Consider the following 17,375-nt stretch of genomic DNA (forward strand, 5'->3'; position numbering starts at 1 on the left):
GCGATGACCAGTGTGCTGATCGTGGAGGACGAGGAGTCCTTGGCCGATCCCCTGGCCTTCCTCCTGCGCAAGGAGGGCTTCGAGGCCACCGTGGTGGCCGACGGACCGTCTGCGCTGGCCGAATTCGAGCGGTCCGGCGCCGACATCGTGCTGCTGGACCTCATGTTGCCCGGGATGAGTGGCACCGATGTGTGTAAGCAGCTGCGGTCGCGCTCGAGCGTGCCGGTGATCATGGTGACGGCCCGAGACAGCGAGATCGACAAGGTCGTGGGCCTGGAGTTGGGTGCCGACGACTACGTGACCAAGCCGTATTCGGCGCGCGAGCTGATCGCCCGAATCCGCGCGGTGCTGCGCCGCGGTGCTGACACCGACGACGCGGGCATCGACGACGGTGTGCTGGAGGCGGGCCCGGTGCGCATGGATGTCGAGCGCCACGTGGTCAGCGTCAACGGCGCTCCTATCACGCTGCCGCTCAAAGAGTTCGATCTGCTCGAGTACCTGATGCGCAACAGCGGGCGCGTCCTGACCCGCGGGCAGTTGATCGACCGCGTGTGGGGTGCCGACTACGTCGGGGACACCAAGACGCTCGACGTGCACGTCAAGCGGCTGCGCAGCAAGATCGAGGCCGATCCGGCCAATCCGGTGCATCTGGTCACGGTGCGCGGGCTGGGCTACAAGCTCGAGGGCTGACCCCAGCAATCACACAGCCGACGCCCCGAATCCGTGGGCGTCGGTTTTGTCGACCCGTCATCACCCCCCGGGGTCTGCTGTCGGGTGTCCTGTGGATCGGCATGGACACGGCTGAACATTTGCTCAGTGTTAACAGGCGATCTCCAATGCCACTATCACGACGTGTACTTCTGTGAAATGCGTCACGATACAAACGTATGGTGCCCCCACTTTTTCGTTTGCTAACTATGCATAGCTGGGAACGTTTTATTACGTGATTATGACCGTGCACGGGGATAGAAGCCCCAACGCAGGGGATATATTGCCTGTTGCAGGGTTGATTCTGACGCCAATGACGATTCGGACCACGTGGGCGTCCGATGGTTAGCTGAGACCGCGATTTCTTTGCCTAGACGGCTGAAAGGGTCGATGCTAGCGTTCTGTCCAGACGTCTCCTGAACCATCTGTGGCCAGTGCAGCGAACATCGCGTTCTTTGCACCGATTGCAAGTTTCCGAAGTGTGGGCGACTGCAAAAGGAACACCGGAGAGCGTCGCCAACGTCGAACAGAACGGGAGTCAGGGTGACTGAAGTGGTAGCCCAGAACGGACACGACGCGACTGCGCCGCGCGCGGCCAGTCTGCTCAACGGCAACCACGGTGGCGGCCTCAGCGCCGCTACCGTCGGAGGCCTACGTGCCACGGGCCGATCGACGATGACGGTGAGCCTCGTCATCCCGGTCCGCAACGAAGCGCGCAACGTCGCGTGGGTGCTCGAGCAGATCACCGATGACGTGGACGAGATCGTGCTGGTGGACGGCAACTCGACCGACGCCACCGTGATCACCGCGCAGAGCTGCCGGCCCGACATCCGCGTGGTGTCCCAGCAGGGCTCGGGCAAGGGTGACGCACTGCGGACCGGGTTCCGCGCCGCCACCGGCGACGTGATCGTGATGATGGACGCGGACGGCAGCATGGCGCCGCAGGAGATCAAGCACTTCCTACATTTCCTGTCGAGCGGCTACGACTTCGTCAAGGGCTCGCGCTTCATCGCCGGGGGTGGGTCGTCCGACATCACGCCTCTGCGCCGGCTGGGCAACAAGTTCCTGCTGAGGGTCTTCAACTCCGCGTTCGACGCCGAGCTGACCGACCTCTGCTACGGCTTCTGCGCCTTCCATCGCCGCTACCTCGAGGTGATGTCGTTGCAGGCCACCGGTTTCGAGATCGAAGCCGAGATGACCGTGCGCGCCATGCAGGCCGGGCTGCGGGTCGCCGAAGTGCCGAGCATGGAGATGCCGCGCCGCTACGGGACGTCGAACCTGAACGCCTTCCGGGACGGGATCCGAGTGCTGCGCACCGTCCTGCGCGACCACAAATCGGGTGTTTCCGGTCGGGTGTTACAGGCCCTGGCAGCCGAGAAGTAAGAGTCGACCGGGGGGAAGACGACATGGCTGGCATCACTTCAACGACGACGATCACGTCACTGTCGGCGAGCACCCCGTTGACTGCTCCGGCGCACGACACCCGCGATCGGGCTCCGCGTCCGCAGGTCTCGATCTGCATCCCGGCCTACCAGGCCGGGCGTCACCTGACGGCAACGCTCGAGAGCGCGCTGGCCCAGGACTGCGAGAGCTTCGAGATCGTGGTCATCGACAACAACAGCACCGACGAGACCGCGCAGATCCTCGACGGGATCGCCGATCCGCGGGTTCGCGTGCTCCGCAACGACGTCACCGTCCCGATGATGGACAACTTCAACATCGCGGTCCAGGAAAGCCGAGGGAGATACGTGAAGGTGGTGTGTGCCGACGACATCGTCGCGCCGAGCTGCCTGCGCCTGCAGGCCGACGTCCTCGACGCGATGCCGTCGGTGACCCTGGTGTCGGCGCGCACGCACTTCGTCGACGACTGCGGTGCGATGATGCGGCCCGCCCGCGGGCTCCCCGGGATCGTCGGACTGCAGCCGGCAGGCCGCGTGGTGCGGCGGATCGTGCGCAGCGGCACCAACCCCGTCGGACCCCCCGTCGCGGCGATGTTCCGCCGTGAGGACTTCGACCGCTCCGGCGGTTTCCGGCACGTCACCTCGTTTCTCAGCGAGTTGGACCTGTGGGTCCGGCTTCTCGACCATGGTGACTTCTTCGGCATCCCCTCGACGCTGGCGTCCTTCCGGATCGCCAGCGGTTCCACCACCGCGATGACCTCGGCGCGCTCGCAGCTTCGGCAGCAACTGGGGTTCAGCGACGGCCTCGCGGCCGACACACGCTGGAGTGTCAGCACCGGTGACGTGCTGTACGGCCGACTGCGGTCCTACGACATGCAGCTGCGCCGCACCGGTCTGTACGCACTGAGCAACCTGCGCAACCGGCGCCGGTGTGCTGTCCAGCGACGAGCAGGAAAGGACCTTGGCGGCGATGCTGTTGCAAGACGTCGGTGACCGTCAGGTGCGCCGACCGGCGCTGAACCTGTCCGTCGTCGTGTGCGCCTACACCCTGGCGCGCTGGGGCGATCTGTGCCGCGCGGTGGAATCTGTTCTAGCCGAACAGGACACGGTGACGGAGCTGGTGGTCGTGATCGACCACAACGAGGAGCTCTTCCAGCGGACGGCTGATCGCTTCGGCGCCGACACGCGGATCATGGTGTGCCGCAACACCGGGGAGCGTGGTCTCTCGGATGCGCGCAACACGGGGGTCGCGGCCAGCCGCGGTGACATCGTGGCCTTCCTCGACGACGACGCGGCAGCGCAGCCGGGGTGGAGCGCCGCGTTGTTGGCGCACTACGACGATCCCGAGGTCGTCGGTGTCGGTGGTCACGCCGCGCCGGTCTGGCCGTCCGACAGGCCGCGGTGGATGCCCGCCGAATTCGACTGGGTGGTGGGCTGCAGCTATGCCGGACAGCCGCAGCGAGTCGCTGCGGTGCGTAACCCGTTGGGCTGCAACATGTCTCTGCGCCGGTCGGTCTTCGCCGAGATCGGCGGCTTCCGTTCGGAGGTCGGTCGCGTCGGCTCGGTGCCCGTGGGTGGCGAGGAGACCGAGCTGTTCCTGCGGTTGCGCGCTCAGCGCCCGAGGAGTCGGGTGCTGCTCGATCCGTCGGCGGCGGTGTCGCACCACGTCAGCGCAGACCGCGCCACACCGCGGTACTTCATGCGTCGCTGCTATCACGAGGGGATGTCCAAAGCGGTGGTGACCCGACTGGCCGCCGCGCCGAAATCGCTGGACAGCGAGCAGAGTTACGCCACCCGGGTGCTCCCGCGCGCGGTGGTTCGCGAGGTGCTGTCGCGGCGGCGCGGCGGACGGGCGCGGGCCGGCATGATCGTGGCCGGTCTGGTCGTCACCACCGCCGGCTACCTGCGGGGCGTACTCGCCCGTCGGGGTGGTGCGTGGTCATGACCGATCTGACCCTGCCCGAGGCGACCATCGCCCCGGTGCTCCCCACTGCCGAAGCCCCGACCTGGGAGGGCGCGACCTGGATCGGTGAGGTCTGGACCGACGCGCTCGATCGGGATCCTGCCGCCCCGCGGTATCGACTGCGGGGCGCGAGCGGTTACGCCCGCGCATGCCTGCTGGTGCGCGCCGACGGCGGCCCGTTGGGTTTCGTCACGCTCGACATCACCCCCGACGGGGTCGACGGAACCGTGGACGCGGATCTGCTGCGCGCAGCGGCCGTCGACCTGCCCAGTCCGCCGGCGCCGCCGGTGCTGCCGGATCCGCCTCCGGCCGTCACGGTCGTGATCTGCACCCGAGACCGGGTCTCGATGCTGCAGACCGCGCTGGACTCCGTTCGCGCACTGGACTATCCCGACCTCGAGATCATCGTCGTGGACAACGCCGCGGCGACTGACGCCACCCGCCGCTACGTCGCCGCGCTCGGCGACCCCCGCGTCCGGGTGATCGACGAGCCGCGCCCGGGGCTGTCTCGGGCCCGCAACACCGGCCTTCTTGCCGCGGCGGGAGACGTGGTGGCCTTCACCGACGACGACGTGGTCGTCGACCGGCACTGGCTCACTGCGGTCGCCCGAGGATTCACTCGTGGTGACTCCGTGTGGTGTGTCTCCGGTCTGGTGCCCGCTGCGGAACTGCGGACTCCGGCGCAGGCGTATTTCGACTCCCGGGTCGGCTGGTCGTCATGCATGCGCGCGCGTGTCTTCGACTGGGCCGAACCCCCGCAGGACATCCCGCTGTTCCCGTTCGCCGTCGGGCACTACGGCACCGGCGCGAACTTCGCCGTCGACCGTGCCGCGGTGGTGCGCGTCGGAGGTTTCGACGAGGCGCTCGGAGCCGGTTCGCCCACCGGCGGTGGGGAAGACCTCGACATGTTCTTCCGCTTGCTGCGTGCCGGCGGCAAGCTCGTCTACGACCCGGCGTCGATCGTCTGGCACCGGCATCGCGCCAGCAGCGAGGGGCTGGCCGCTCAGAGCCGGACCTACGGGATCGGGCTCGGCGCGTGGATCGCCAAGATCGCGCTGGACCCGGCGATCGCGCCGCGGGCCTTCGCCACCGCGGCGGTCAAGGCGCCCCAGTTCGCGACCTACCTGGCGGATTCGGCCGCCACCTCCAAACCGGCCGACGACCTCGCTGATCTTCTTCCCGGGGGGCTCACCACGCCGGCGTGGCGATCGGTGCTGGCGGGGTTCCGCGCCTACCGCGCCGCGCGGCGGGAAGGGCGCTCGGTGGCGCCCCTGGCGGTGCCACGATGAGTCCAGCACTGTCGGTGCTCCGCCGCGATGACGCCGGAGCCGACCCCTCGGCCGCGCAGAACCTGCGACTCAACACCGTCGCACTCATCCTGTCGACGGCGTCGACAGGTGTTCTGGGACTTGCCTTCTGGGCCGTGGCCGCGCGCCTTTTCCCGCCGGCGCAGGTGGGTTTGGCGTCGGCGCTCATCACCTCGGCGGTCCTGCTGTCGACGATGTCGACGCTGGGCCTCGACGTCCTGTACGAACGGTTCCTGCCCGTCGCCGGCTGGCGCGCGCCCAGTCTGCTTCGCCGTGGATTCGTGCTCGTCGCCGTCATGGGTCTGCTGACGGGCGCGGCCCTGGTGGCGTTCGGTCCGCGCGACCCGCTGTTCCACACCCCCTCGGCGATGGTCGGTTTCCCGCTGATGGTGATGGTGCTGGCGGTCTTCGCCCTCCTGGACAAGGCATCGGCCGGCCTCGGGGTGGCTCGCTGGGCCGCGGTCAAGAATCTCGTGCACGCGGTCGCGAAGCTGGCCGCCGTTGCAGCGTTGGCGATCTGGGATCACGCCGCGACCATCGTGCTGAGCTGGACGCTGACCGCCGCCGTGGCGGCGCTGTGCACCTACGTGATCGTCGATCGGCGCAGCCGCAGACACCCGCGGTGGCACAGGGGCCCGGATCTTCCGCCGCGCCGGCAGATGTGGTCGTACTTCGGGTCGTCGTTCGGCATCGCGTCGCTGTGGTCCATCGGGCCGCTGGTGGTTCCTCTCATCGTGGTGACCCAGGTCGGGGAGGCCGCCAACGCGTACTTCGCGGTCGCGTGGGCGATGATCAGTGCGCTGTATCTGATGCTGCACCTCGTCGTCAGTCCGTACGTCGCCGAGGTTGCTGCCCACCCCGACCAGATCCTCGCGCTGTCCTGGCGGATGGTGCGCTCGCTGGCCGCCGTGGCGATCGCCGCGTCGGCGGGCCTGGTGCTGGTCGGCCCGCTGATGCTGAGCATCGCCGGACCGGAGTATCGCGCCGAGGCCCACGGCCTGCTGTGGCTGGCCGCTGCGTTCCTGCCGCTGTCCGGTGTCGCCGCGGTCTACGAAGGCTTCTCCCGTGTGCGCCGCACCCTCGGGCTGTACCTCAGCGTGCAGGCGCTGATGACCGTGGTGATCATCGCCGGCTCGTGGTACGCCACCCGGTCGATGGGCATCGTCGGTGTCGGTTGGGCGTATCTGGCGGCCGAGACACTGTCGGCGACCATCCTGATCGGACCCTGCATCGCGTGGTTGCGTCGGGTCGGGAAGGACGGCGACATCGGGGACGACCAGCCCAGGTCCCGCCGGACGGGACAGGCCTGGCTCCGAGCGGGGACGCTGCTGCTGGTCACGATCGTGCCGGTGACTCTGCTGTGCACGATCGATCGGCCGACCGCATCGGCGTCGGTGGTGATGTTCGACGACTTCAACGGTCCGGCGGGCAGCCGCCCGGACCCGGCGCGCTGGGGCTACGACCTCGGCGGCGGCGGGTGGGGCAACGGCGAGGCGCAGACCTACACCGACTCCCCGGAGAACGCGTCACTCGACGGCGACGGCCACCTGGTGATCACCGCCCGCCGAGACGGCGACGGGTTCACCTCGGCCAGACTGACCACCCAAGGCAAGCTCTCGTTCGTGCACGGGCGCGCCGAAGCGCGGCTGCGGCTCCCCCGGGGCACGGGCCTGCACCCGGCGTTCTGGCTGCTCGGTGACGACGTCGACCACGTCGGCTGGCCCCGCAGCGGCGAGCTCGACGTGGTGGAGACCATCGCGGGCGCCGACTTCATCCACAACGGGGCGATCGGCCCCGACTCCGACGGCAGTGAGTACAAGCTGGCGGGCACCCTTCCCATCCAGCCGCCGTTCGTCGATGACTTCCACACCTACTGGGTGCAGCGCGACCCAGGGGTGATCACGATGGGCGTCGACGATCGCACCACGTCTATGTTCCGGGAAGCGGATCTGCCCCCCGACGAGAAATGGGTCTTCGACAAGCCGTTCTACCTCCTGCTCAACGTCGCCGTGGGCGGGTCGTGGCCCGGACCTGCCGATGCCTCCACGCCGTCTCCTGCTGCGATGACGGTCGACTGGGTGCGGGTGACCGGTGACTGATCTCCTCGAACGGCCCAGCTCGGCCCGCCCGCAGTCGGGCGGCCGGCACCGCCGCGTGCCGCCTCCGCGGCGGCGCATCGAGCTCGAGCTGTTGCGGCCCGAGTGGCTGACGCTGGTCTCCGCGGCGGCGGGACTGCTGGCCCTGGCACCCATCGGCACCCCGGCCCGGGCGGTCCTGCTGACCGCCTTCCTCCTCACCGGGCCTGGGATGGCCGCGGTGTTGTGGCTGCGCGTGCCCGTCGCGGCCGCCGTCGCGATCGTCCCGACGACCGGGATGGCGGTGGCCGCCGCAGGCACCGTGACGGTGACGTGGCTGCACGGGTCGCTCCCGATTCCGTTGCTCGCGGCGCTGGTCGCCGTCGTCGTCACCTCCGCGGTGCTGTGCGCGCTGCGTCGCCCGCACGCACCCCTGCGGGTGCCCGCCGCGATGCTCCCGCCGTCGTGGCGGGTGAGCGCGCCGTACCTCGTCATCGTCGCGGTGCTGTGCGCGTGGGCGACGGCGCTGCCGGGCATGGCGGGCGCTGAGTCGTCGCCGTTCGGACTGCTGGCCACCGGCACCGGACCGGTACTGGTGGTGCTGGCCGCGGTGCTGGTCGCCGCGTTCGTCGCCGCGTTGCGGCGCGGGGCCCTGCTGACCGCCGCCGCCGCGATCGTCGCGACCATCATGGTGCTGCGGCTCACGGCCACGCTGATCACAGACCTGCCGATGTACGCGTGGACCTACAAGCACCTCGGCATCGTCGACTTCCTGCTCACCCATCGGGTTCTGCCGCCCACGGGCGTCGACGTCTACCGCGAGTGGCCGGCCTTCTTCACCACCTTCGCCTGGTTCAGCGAGGTCACCACACTGGACCCGACATCGGTGGCGCACTGGTTCGCACCGGTCATCCACGCGGTGCTGGCTCTGGTGGTCGGGTCGCTGGCCGCCATACTGGGTCTGAACCGCCGCGCGGTGCTCGTCGCGGTGATGATCGCCGAGCTGGCCAACTGGGTGGCGCAGGACTACTTCGCTCCTCAGGCCTACGGTTTCGTGCTCGGCCTCGGCATCGTCGTGGCGCTGCTGGCGTCGCGTGCCGACCGTCGCGCGGGCTGGCTGGCGTTCGCGTTGTTCGTGGCCCTGGTGCCGACGCACCAGCTGACGCCGTACTGGATCTTCGGGGTGGTGGCGTTGTTCGCGTTCACCGGTGACCTGCGCCCCCGCTGGTCCCTGATCGCCTATGCCGCAGTCCTGTTCGGCTACCTGTACCCGCGGCGCTACATCGTGTTCGAACACGGCGGGTTGTCGAGCCTCAATCCCCTGGCCAACGGTTCGGGTAACGCGGAGTACGCGGGCTCATTGGCCAAGGTGGCCACCTCGCTGGTGTGCCGGGGCCTGTCCGCGACCATCATGGCACTGGCCGTGGTGGCCGCGATCGTGTGGTGGCGGCGCAAGCGGCCGGTCGCGGTGCCCGTGATCCTCGCGTTCAGCCCCTTCGTGCTGCTGATGTTCAGCAGCTACGGCGGCGAGGCCATCTTCCGCGTCTACCTCTACGCGGTGCCCGGTGCGGCCATCCTGATCGCGCCGCTGGCCGTCGCGGCACTGACCCGGCCGCTCGTGCACTACGTCGCCACCGCCGCGCTCGCGGTGATTGCCGCCGCGGGCCTGCAGGGTTACTACGGCAACTGGTACCTGAACATGGCCCGGCCGTCCGAACTGGCCCTGCTGAACAGCCTCGTCGACAGCGCACACGCGCCGGCGACCCTGTGGAGCCTGCACTCGGCGGGCATGCCCACGCGTGCGACGGCCCGGTGGGTCGACTTCGCCGCGCAGAACGACTCGTTCGACACCCCGGTCGTCGAGAAGTGGCCCGGCTTCCTGGACGGTTTCCCCGACGCCCGGCAGTTCGACGACGTCACCGCGCAGGCAGCCGCCAGCCCGGGGGAGACCTACTTCATCTTCACCGACGACGCGAAGGCGGCGTTCGAGTACTTCGGCTACGCCACGGGTGACGCCGTCGATCGGTTCGAGGCGATGTTCGCCGGGAGTCCGCAGTGGTGTGTGCGCCTGCAGGACGAGACCACCACCGTGTTCCGCTACCAGGCGAAGGGATGTTCGCAATGATGTGCCGGTTGTGCGGCTCGACCAGGATGCACAGCGTGCTGGATCTCGGGGCCACCCCGCCGTGCGAGAAATTCCTCACCGCAGGCGAATTGGACGCCCCAGAGGCGACGTTTCCGTTGCACCTGCGGCTCTGCCAGGACTGCCTTCTGCTGCAGATCCCCGCGCTGATCACCCCCGAGGAGACCTTCACGGAGTACGCGTACTTCTCGTCGTACTCCGACAGCTGGGTCGACCACGCGCGTCGCTTCGTCAGCGAGGCGACGGACAAGGTTGGCCTGCAGACGGATTCGTTCGTCGTCGAGGTGGCCAGCAACGACGGCTACCTGCTCACCCACGTCGTCGACGCCGGCATCAGATGCCTGGGCATCGAACCGTCGGTCAACGTGGGCGAGGCAGCACGGCAACGCGGGGTGCCGACGGTCCCGGCGTTTCTCGACGAGCAGACGGCGGCTACCACGCGTGCCGAACACGGGCCCGCCGACCTCGTCGTCGCCAACAACGTCTACGCCCACATCCCCGACCTGAACGGATTCACCCGGTCGCTACGGACCCTGGTCGCCGACGACGGCTGGTGCAGCATCGAGGTGCACCACGCGCTGAACCTGGTGGCGCTGGGGCAGTTCGACACGATCTACCACGAGCACTTCCAGTACTACACCGTGCTGTCGGCGATGCGCGCGCTGGCCGCCGGCGGCCTGTCGGTCGTCGACGTCGAGATGCTGCCCACCCACGGCGGATCGATCCGGGTGTGGGCCCGCCCGACCGAACTCGGTGCGACACCGACGTCGCGGGTGGCCGATGCGCTGGCCGAGGAGGAGCGCGCCGGTCTGCACGACGTCGGCGGCTACCTCACGCTGAGGCCCCGCACCGAGGACATCCGCCACGAACTGCTCCGGTACCTGCTGGAGTGCCGCGCCCGCGGCGAGCGCGTGGTGGGCTACGGCGCGCCCGGCAAGGGCAATACCCTGCTCAACTACTGCGGCATCCGGCCCGACCTGCTCGAGTACACCGTCGACCGAAACCCCTACAAGCACGGGCGATTCACTCCGGGAACGCGTATCCCGATCCACGATCCGGCGCAGCTGGCCAAGGATCAGCCCGACGTGATCGTCGTGTTGCCGTGGAATCTGGAGCCCGAGATCACCGAACAGCTGCGCTACGCCGCGGCGTGGGGCGCCCGCCTGGTGTACCCGCTACCCAACCTGCACGTCGTCGAACTGGCGGAAGGAAAACAACAATGAAGGTCGTCCTGTTCTGCGGTGGTTACGGCATGCGGATGCGCAACGGTAGCGACGACGAGATCCCCAAGCCGATGCAGATGATCGGTCCACGACCGCTGATCTGGCATGTGATGCGGTACTACGCGCACTTCGGCCACACCGAGTTCGTGCTGTGCCTGGGCTACGGCGCCGAGCACATCAAGAACTACTTCCTGTCCTACCGGGAGTCGGTGTCCAACGATTTCGTCATCCGCGGCGGCAAGGTGGAGCTGCTGCAGACCGACATCAGCGACTGGACCATCACGTTCGTCGACACCGGCGCCGAATCGCCCATCGGGGAACGACTTCGGCGGGTTCGTCCCTACCTGGAGGGTGAGGAGTACTTCCTGGCCAACTATGCCGACGTGCTCACCGATGCCCCGATGAACGACATCATCGACGAGGTCAAGGAATCCGGTGCCACGGCCTCCATGCTGATCGTCCCCCCGCAGTCGTCGTTCCACTGCGTCGACATCGTCGAATCCGGCCCCCACGCGGGCGCGGTCACGGGCATCACCCCGGTGTCGCGGTTGCCGATCTGGGAGAACGGCGGCTATTTCGTGCTCTCTGGTGACGTGCTCGAGATGCTCACCGAGAACTGCGATCTGGTCGAGGACGTGTGCGGGAGGCTGGCCACCCGCGGAAAGCTCTACGGCTACAAGCATCTCGGCTTCTGGAAGCCGGCCGACACGTTCAAGGAGCGCGCCGAACTCGATGCGGCGTACCGCAGCGGGGACCGGCCGTGGGCGCTGTGGGAGCACGAGAAGGCGCACGAGAAAATGGCGGTCTCATGATCGGCTTGCAGACCGGTGCGCTGACCGAGATCGCGGTGCTCGGTGCGCATTGCGACGACATCGCCATCGGCATGGGTGCCACACTCCTGACGCTGAGCCGCGACAATCCGGGACTTCGGGTGCACGCTCTGGTGCTCTGCGGCGCCGGCACGATCCGGGAAGCCGAGGAGCGCGGTGCGCTGGCCGCGTTCTGTCCGGATGCCGATGTGCAGTTGACGCTGCTGGGCATCCCTGACGGGGCAACCCCCGCACACTGGAACGACGTCAAGGACGGACTGCGGACCTTCCGGCGCAGCTGTGAGCCCGACGTCGTGTTCAGCACGCAGCGCGCAGATGCCCACCAGGATCACCGGCTTCTCGCCGAGCTGACGCCCACCGAGTTCCGGGACCACCTGATCCTGGGATACGAGATCCTCAAATGGGAGTCGGACACCCCGTCGCCCAGCGTGTTCCATCCGATCGACTCGGAGATCGCGCACGAGAAGGCGCGCCTGCTGCACAAGCACTACCCGTCGCAGACCGACCGGGACTGGTTCGACGAGGAGGCGTTTCTGGGCTTGTCCCGCCTGCGCGGTATCCAGTGCCGCAGCGCGCACGCCGAGGCATTCCTGATGGAGAAGACGATCGTGAGTTTTGGGAGGACGGCATCGTGAAGGTCTTGGTGACAGGACATCAGGGTTATCTGGGCACGGTGATGGTGCCGGTGCTGCAGGCGGCCGGACACGACGTCGTCGGACTCGACAACGGTTACTTCGCCGACTGCGTGCTGGGTCCCGCGCCCGCTGACCCGCCGGCACTGAGCGTCGACCTGCGCGACGTCACCGTCGAGCAGTTGCGCGGCATCGACGCCGTGGTGCACCTCGCCGCACTGTCCAACGATCCGCTCGGGGCTCTGAACCCCGACATCACCCACGACATCAACCACCACGCCTCGGTGCGATTGGCCCGCCTGGCCAAAGAAGCAGGTGTGCAACGCTTTTGCTATGCATCGACGTGTTCGGTGTACGGCGCCGCGGGGGAGGGGCTGGTCGATGAGGACGCGCCGCTGCGCCCGCTGACCCCGTACGCGGTGAGCAAGGTCCGCGTCGAAGACGATCTGACCGCACTCGCCGACTCCGGCTTCACGCCGGTCTTCCTGCGCAACGCAACGGCTTTCGGCTTCTCGCCGCGACTGCGCGCCGACATCGTGCTCAACAACCTGGTCGGTTCGGCGGTCCTGACCGGCGTGGTGCGGGTGCTCTCCGACGGAACACCCTGGCGCCCGTTGGTGCACGCCCGCGACATCGCCGAGGCGTTCGCGCTCTGCCTGACCGCCCCGGCCGAGCTGGTGTCGTGCCGGGCCTACAACATCGGCAGCGAAGCCAACAACGTCACCGTCGAGCAGATCGCCCGCCGCGTCGGCGACGCGGTTGCCGGCTCGCGGGTCGACATCACCGGCGAGACCGGTGCCGACCCGCGCTCCTACCGGGTCGACTTCGCCCGTGCGCGTGCCGAACTCGGCTACCAGGCGGCCATCACGGTCGCGGACGGCGCGGTCGAGTTGGCCGACGCGTATGTCCGGCACGGTCTGACCGCCGCCGACTTCGAGCACACCTTCACCCGGCTGGCCCGCCTCGCCCATCTGCAGGGCGCTGGTCAGCTCGACGAGAAGATGCGTCGTGTCAGCGAATTCGTGTGAGCAACTCTGCCCAGCTGCCCGCCGAGGCGTCCCGCGCGGACATCGTCGGCGGGTGCAGCGGCCACTCGATCGCCAGCGTCGGGTCCTGCCACGACACCGCGAGGTCATCGGCGGGATCGTGAGCGCGGTCGATGCGGTAGCAGACGTCAGCCCAGTCGGTCAGCGCCTGGAAGCCGTGCAGCATCCCCGGCGGCACGTACAGATGCGCGAACGTGACATCGTCGAGCAGGAACACCTCGTGCTGCCCGAACGTCGGCGACTCCGGCCGCGCGTCGACGAGCACGTCGTGCACCGCACCGCGGGCGCACCGCACCAGCTTGGCCTCCCCGGGCGCACGGCGACCGTGCAGCCCGCGGATGACGCCGCGCGCCGAGCGGGACTGGGAATCCTGCAGGAAACCGGCCGCCGCGCCCTCCACGCCGCGCCACCGGTCGAAGATCTCGACGTCGAAGGTGCGGGTGAACCAGCCACGCTCGTCGTGGTGCGGCTGGGGGACGAAGGTGGCGACGCCGTCGAGGCGGCCCGGTTCGATGCGCACGAAGTCATCCTGACATGAGCGCCACCCAGATCCAGGACACGTGCCGTAGTTGCCGGCACCCCCGGCTGCATCGGGTGCTCGACCTCGGGTCGGTCCCCGCGGCCGATCATTTCCCCTCCGCCGACACGCCGCTGACGGTAGGTGAGGCGGTGCACCCGCTCGCCATGGTCGTCTGCGACGCCTGCGGCCTTGCGCAATTGGCCGACGACGACACCGAGACCGCCGAACCGCGCGGTGTGGAACCACAGGCCCTGAAAGACCAAGCAGCAGAGGCGATCTCCCGGGTCGCGGCAGCTGGCATGCTTGCCGGCGGCACGGTGCGCGAGTTCGGCAGCCCGCACGGCGGCAGCTGGCTGCCCCTGCTGACCGAGCGGGGCTACCGGGGCTCCGAGGGCCCTGCCGATGTGGTGCTCGACTGTTTCGGCATCATGCACGAACCCGATCAGGAGGCGGCGTTCGCGCGGCGGGCGGCCACCACCGCGCCCGGCGGGGTGCTGCTCCTGCAGTTCCACACGCTGGCTGCCATCGTCGCCGGAGGCCAGTGGAATGCGTTGCGCCACGGACACTTCGCGTACTACTCCACGCCGGCCGTCGTGACCCAACTCGCTCGCGTCGGCATGCGGGCCGTGGATGCGTGGACGTTCGACCTGTACGGCGGCACGGTGTTGGTCGCCGCCGTGCACGGCAGCGGTGAGCCCGGCCCCGCGGTGGCCGAGCTGCTGTCGGCAGAGGTCAGCATGACCGACCCGGCGACCGTCGCGACCCTGCAGGATGCCGCCGAGACGCAGACCGTGGCGCTGCGGTCCTGGCTCGAAGAGGAACGTCGGGCGGGGCGGCGCGTTTACGCCTACGGCGCGGCGTCGCGGGCGGTGGCGCTGTTCAGCCGCGCCGGTGTCGATTCCTCGCTCGTCGCCGCGGTCGGTGACGCGTCGCCGGCCAAGCAGGGTCGCCGGATGCCCGGCACCGGCATCCCGATCATCGCCCCGCAGGACCTCGTCGCGGCCCGGCCCGACACGGTGCTGCTCACCCTCCCCGATCTCCTGGGCGAGGTCTCGCACCGCTTCCCCGAGTTGGACGGCCGCTGGGTGACCGACGACTTCACGATGGAGACACGGGTTTTCGCCGGATCGCGACTGCTGCAAAACCGTCTGCACGATCTAGTTCCCGGTGGCGCCCACACCTATGCCCGTGGTGCCGACCAGTATCCGGAATCCATGCCGCCGGTGCTGACACACGGCGCGGGCTGCCGTGTGTGGGACGTCGACGGCAACGACTACGTCGAATACGGCATGGGTCTGCGCGCGGTGACACTCGGGCACGGCTACCCACCCGTCGTCGAGGCGGTGACCCGCGCGATCGCCGGCGGGGTCAACTTCAGCCGGCCCACCGCCGCGGAAGTGGCTGCCGCCGAGGACTTCCTGGCCCTGGTGCCGGGAGCCGACATGGTGAAATTCGCCAAGAACGGTTCCGACGCGACCACGGCCGCGGTCCGGCTGGCCCGCGCGGTCACCGGTCGCCTCGCCGTCGCCATCTGCGATCAGCCGTTCTTCTCCACCGACGACTGGTTCATCGGCACCACCCCGATGGCCGGCGGCATCCCGTCCGAACATGCCGCTGCGACGAAGCGCTTCCCCTACAACGATCTCGGCGCGCTGGCCGCGCTGCTCTCCGACAACGACGTCGCCTGCGTCGTGATGGAGGCCGCGACCGCGATGGCAGATCCCGAGCCGGGCTATCTGCAGGGCGTGCGTGAACTGTGCGACCGGCACGGCACGCTGCTGGTCTTCGACGAGATGATCACCGGCTTCCGCTGGGCGGCCGGTGGCGCGCAGTCGGTCTACGGCGTGACGCCGGATCTGTCGTGCTGGGGCAAGGCGTTGGCCAACGGTTTCCCCCTGTCGGCCCTGGCGGGCCGCCGCGAGTACATGGAGCTCGGCGGGCTGCGCACCGACGCCGAGCGGGTGTTCCTGCTCTCGACCACGCACGGCCCCGAAACGGCGTCGCTGGCCGCGTTCCGTGCCGTCGTCGCGGCCTACCGCAGCGAGGATCCGGTGGCCCGTATGGAGGGGGCCGGCCGCCGGCTGGCCGCCGGAACGAACGCGGTCATCGCCGAGGCGGGGTTGTCCGATGTCCTCACGGTGACGGGCCGTCCGTCGTGTCTGGTGTTCATCACCCGCGACGCCGAGGGCGCGCCGTCGCAGGCGTACCGCACGCTATTCATGCAGGAATTGCTGCGCCGTGGCGTGCTCGGTCAGTCGTTCGTGACGTCGGCCGCCCACGACGACGAGGCCATCGATCACACGATCGCGGCCGTGCGGGACGCGCTGCCGGTCTACCGCTACGCAATCGACGCGGGCGACGTGGCGGGCCTCCTTCAGGGTCGCCCGGTGGCTCCGGCGCTGCGGCGCACCGCCGCGCCGCGCCGGCTCAACCCGTACGGCCACCCATTATCTCGAGCACCTCGAAGGTGTTGACTCCGGCGATCACCGACGGGTCGGCCTCGCCGATCGCCAGCGCTTCGGCGCGGTCGGTGACCCGCAGCACCCCGAGCCCCCACACGCCCTCTGGATCGGCCACCGGGCCGTAGACGACCACCCGTCCGACGGCCAGAAGGTCATTCCAGTAGTCGGTGTGAGCGGCCATCGCGTCCTGCTCTGCGTCGGTCATCGTCTGCGCGAAGTCGGCGCGCGGGGGAATGAGCCGGAAGAGGAAGAGCCCGTCGCTCACTCGGCGGCCCGCGTGGCGGGGTGTACCGCGACCAGCCCTAATGCGCTGCGCCGCTTGCATATCGCTGCCAGCTCGGCATAGGCCTTCTCGCCGAGCAGCTCGGTCAACTCGGGGGCATAGGACTGCCACACCGGCTTCTCTCCGACGTGGGCGTTGGGATCGCCGGTGCAGTACCAGGTCAGGTCGAGCCCGCCCTCACCCCAGCCGCGCCGGTCGTACTCGGTGATCGTCGACTTCAGGATCTGCGAGCCGTCGGGCCGGTCGACCCACTCCTGCGTGCGCCGGATCGGCAGCTGCCAGCACACCTCCGGCTTGAGGGTCAGCGGTTCCACCCCCAATTGCAGCGCCTTGGTGTGCAGCGAGCACCCGATACCGCCCGGCCACCCTGGGCGATTCAGAAAGATGCACGCGCCCTTGTACTTTCGCGTCCGCCAGGTGGGCTCGTCGTCGTACTCATCGAGTTCGAGGTAGCCCTTCTTGCCCAGACCCTTGTCCCGGAACTGCCAGTCTTCATCGGTGAGCAGCTTCACGGCGTCGTCGAGCTTGGCGCGGTCGTCGTCATCGGAGAGAAACGCTCCGTGGGAACAACATCCGTCGTCGGGTCGGTCGGCGACGGTGCCTTTGCACGCCGGTGTGCCGAATACGCACGTCCAGCGGGACAGCAGCCACGTCATGTCCGCGGCGATCACATGTTTGGGGTCTTCGGGGTCGTAGAACTCCACCCACTCACGGGCGAAATCGAGTTCCACCTCACCCGGGTACGGACCAGTCACGGTTTTCCACGGTAGACCCATTAGGTTG

15 protein-coding genes and 1 pseudogene are annotated in these 17,375 nt (G+C 68.8%); 13 read left to right on the forward strand and 3 right to left on the reverse strand.

The window, feature by feature from the left end:
• The first annotated feature begins 3 nt into the window (after window positions 1-3).
• The 11 genes from regX to ACZY1G_RS03920 all read left to right on the forward strand — a co-directional run bounded on the left by regX (window position 4) and on the right by ACZY1G_RS03920 (window position 13,309).
• Window positions 4-690, forward strand: a complete 687-nt coding sequence (regX, locus tag ACZY1G_RS03870; RefSeq protein ID WP_463813709.1) for a two-component sensory transduction protein RegX — start codon at window positions 4-6, stop codon at window positions 688-690.
• Window positions 691-1,251: 561 nt separating this feature from the next.
• Entirely contained in the window at window positions 1,252-2,091 is an 840-nt protein-coding gene (locus tag ACZY1G_RS03875; protein WP_463813710.1) for a glycosyltransferase family 2 protein, read from the forward strand.
• Between the two features lie 23 nt (window positions 2,092-2,114).
• Complete coding sequence (locus ACZY1G_RS03880) at window positions 2,115-3,101, forward strand: glycosyltransferase family 2 protein (protein ID WP_463821646.1); 987 nt, start codon at window positions 2,115-2,117, stop codon at window positions 3,099-3,101.
• A complete protein-coding gene (locus ACZY1G_RS03885) occupies window positions 3,079-4,053 on the forward strand; it encodes a glycosyltransferase family 2 protein (protein WP_463821647.1) in 975 nt (324 codons plus the stop codon). The genes ACZY1G_RS03880 and ACZY1G_RS03885 overlap by 23 nt, the downstream gene beginning before the upstream one ends.
• Window positions 4,050-5,360 carry a glycosyltransferase family 2 protein gene (locus ACZY1G_RS03890; RefSeq protein WP_463821648.1) on the forward strand — a complete coding sequence of 437 codons (1,311 nt, stop codon included), beginning with the start codon at window positions 4,050-4,052 and terminating at the stop codon, window positions 5,358-5,360. The genes ACZY1G_RS03885 and ACZY1G_RS03890 overlap by 4 nt, the downstream gene beginning before the upstream one ends.
• Window positions 5,357-7,477: a family 16 glycosylhydrolase gene (locus ACZY1G_RS03895; protein ID WP_463821649.1), complete on the forward strand. Its 2,121-nt coding sequence runs from the start codon at window positions 5,357-5,359 to the stop codon at window positions 7,475-7,477. Before ACZY1G_RS03890 ends, ACZY1G_RS03895 begins: the two co-directional genes overlap by 4 nt.
• Window positions 7,470-9,578 (forward strand): hypothetical protein, encoded by a 2,109-nt coding sequence (locus ACZY1G_RS03900; RefSeq protein WP_463821650.1) that lies wholly within the window; start codon window positions 7,470-7,472, stop codon window positions 9,576-9,578. The genes ACZY1G_RS03895 and ACZY1G_RS03900 overlap by 8 nt, the downstream gene beginning before the upstream one ends.
• Entirely contained in the window at window positions 9,575-10,819 is a 1,245-nt protein-coding gene (locus tag ACZY1G_RS03905) for a methyltransferase domain-containing protein (RefSeq protein WP_463821788.1), read from the forward strand. The genes ACZY1G_RS03900 and ACZY1G_RS03905 overlap by 4 nt, the downstream gene beginning before the upstream one ends.
• Window positions 10,816-11,631 (forward strand): glycosyltransferase family protein, encoded by an 816-nt coding sequence (locus ACZY1G_RS03910; protein WP_463813716.1) that lies wholly within the window; start codon window positions 10,816-10,818, stop codon window positions 11,629-11,631. The genes ACZY1G_RS03905 and ACZY1G_RS03910 overlap by 4 nt, the downstream gene beginning before the upstream one ends.
• Window positions 11,628-12,284, forward strand: coding sequence for a PIG-L deacetylase family protein (locus tag ACZY1G_RS03915; protein ID WP_463821651.1), 657 nt, complete (start codon window positions 11,628-11,630; stop codon window positions 12,282-12,284). The genes ACZY1G_RS03910 and ACZY1G_RS03915 overlap by 4 nt, the downstream gene beginning before the upstream one ends.
• Window positions 12,281-13,309, forward strand: coding sequence for an NAD-dependent epimerase/dehydratase family protein (locus tag ACZY1G_RS03920; protein ID WP_463821652.1), 1,029 nt, complete (start codon window positions 12,281-12,283; stop codon window positions 13,307-13,309). The genes ACZY1G_RS03915 and ACZY1G_RS03920 overlap by 4 nt, the downstream gene beginning before the upstream one ends.
• Here ACZY1G_RS03920 and ACZY1G_RS03925 read toward each other — a convergent pair.
• Window positions 13,293-13,847, reverse strand: coding sequence for a dTDP-4-dehydrorhamnose 3,5-epimerase family protein (locus ACZY1G_RS03925; RefSeq protein ID WP_463813719.1), 555 nt, complete (start codon window positions 13,845-13,847; stop codon window positions 13,293-13,295). The genes ACZY1G_RS03920 and ACZY1G_RS03925 overlap by 17 nt on opposite strands.
• Window positions 13,848-13,861: 14 nt before the next feature.
• On the opposite strand from ACZY1G_RS03925, the pseudogene ACZY1G_RS03930 reads away from it, so the two are divergent.
• Both ACZY1G_RS03930 and ACZY1G_RS03935 read left to right on the forward strand, forming a co-directional pair.
• Window positions 13,862-14,890: pseudogene (locus ACZY1G_RS03930) on the forward strand (class I SAM-dependent methyltransferase); the annotation flags it as partial.
• 60 nt (window positions 14,891-14,950) lie between these two features.
• Window positions 14,951-16,321, forward strand: a complete 1,371-nt coding sequence (locus ACZY1G_RS03935) for a glutamate-1-semialdehyde 2,1-aminomutase (protein WP_463821789.1) — start codon at window positions 14,951-14,953, stop codon at window positions 16,319-16,321.
• On the opposite strand, the gene ACZY1G_RS03940 is transcribed toward ACZY1G_RS03935, so the two are convergent.
• Window positions 16,275-16,514: a YciI family protein gene (locus ACZY1G_RS03940; protein ID WP_463814836.1), complete on the reverse strand. Its 240-nt coding sequence runs from the start codon at window positions 16,512-16,514 to the stop codon at window positions 16,275-16,277. The two genes, ACZY1G_RS03935 and ACZY1G_RS03940, sit on opposite strands and share 47 nt — an antisense overlap.
• A 56-nt stretch (window positions 16,515-16,570) precedes the next feature.
• Window positions 16,571-17,368 (reverse strand): DUF3109 family protein, encoded by a 798-nt coding sequence (locus ACZY1G_RS03945; RefSeq protein ID WP_463813720.1) that lies wholly within the window; start codon window positions 17,366-17,368, stop codon window positions 16,571-16,573.
• Window positions 17,369-17,375 lie beyond the last annotated feature (7 nt).

Source organism: Mycobacterium sp. IDUB_5 (assembly GCF_055419565.1).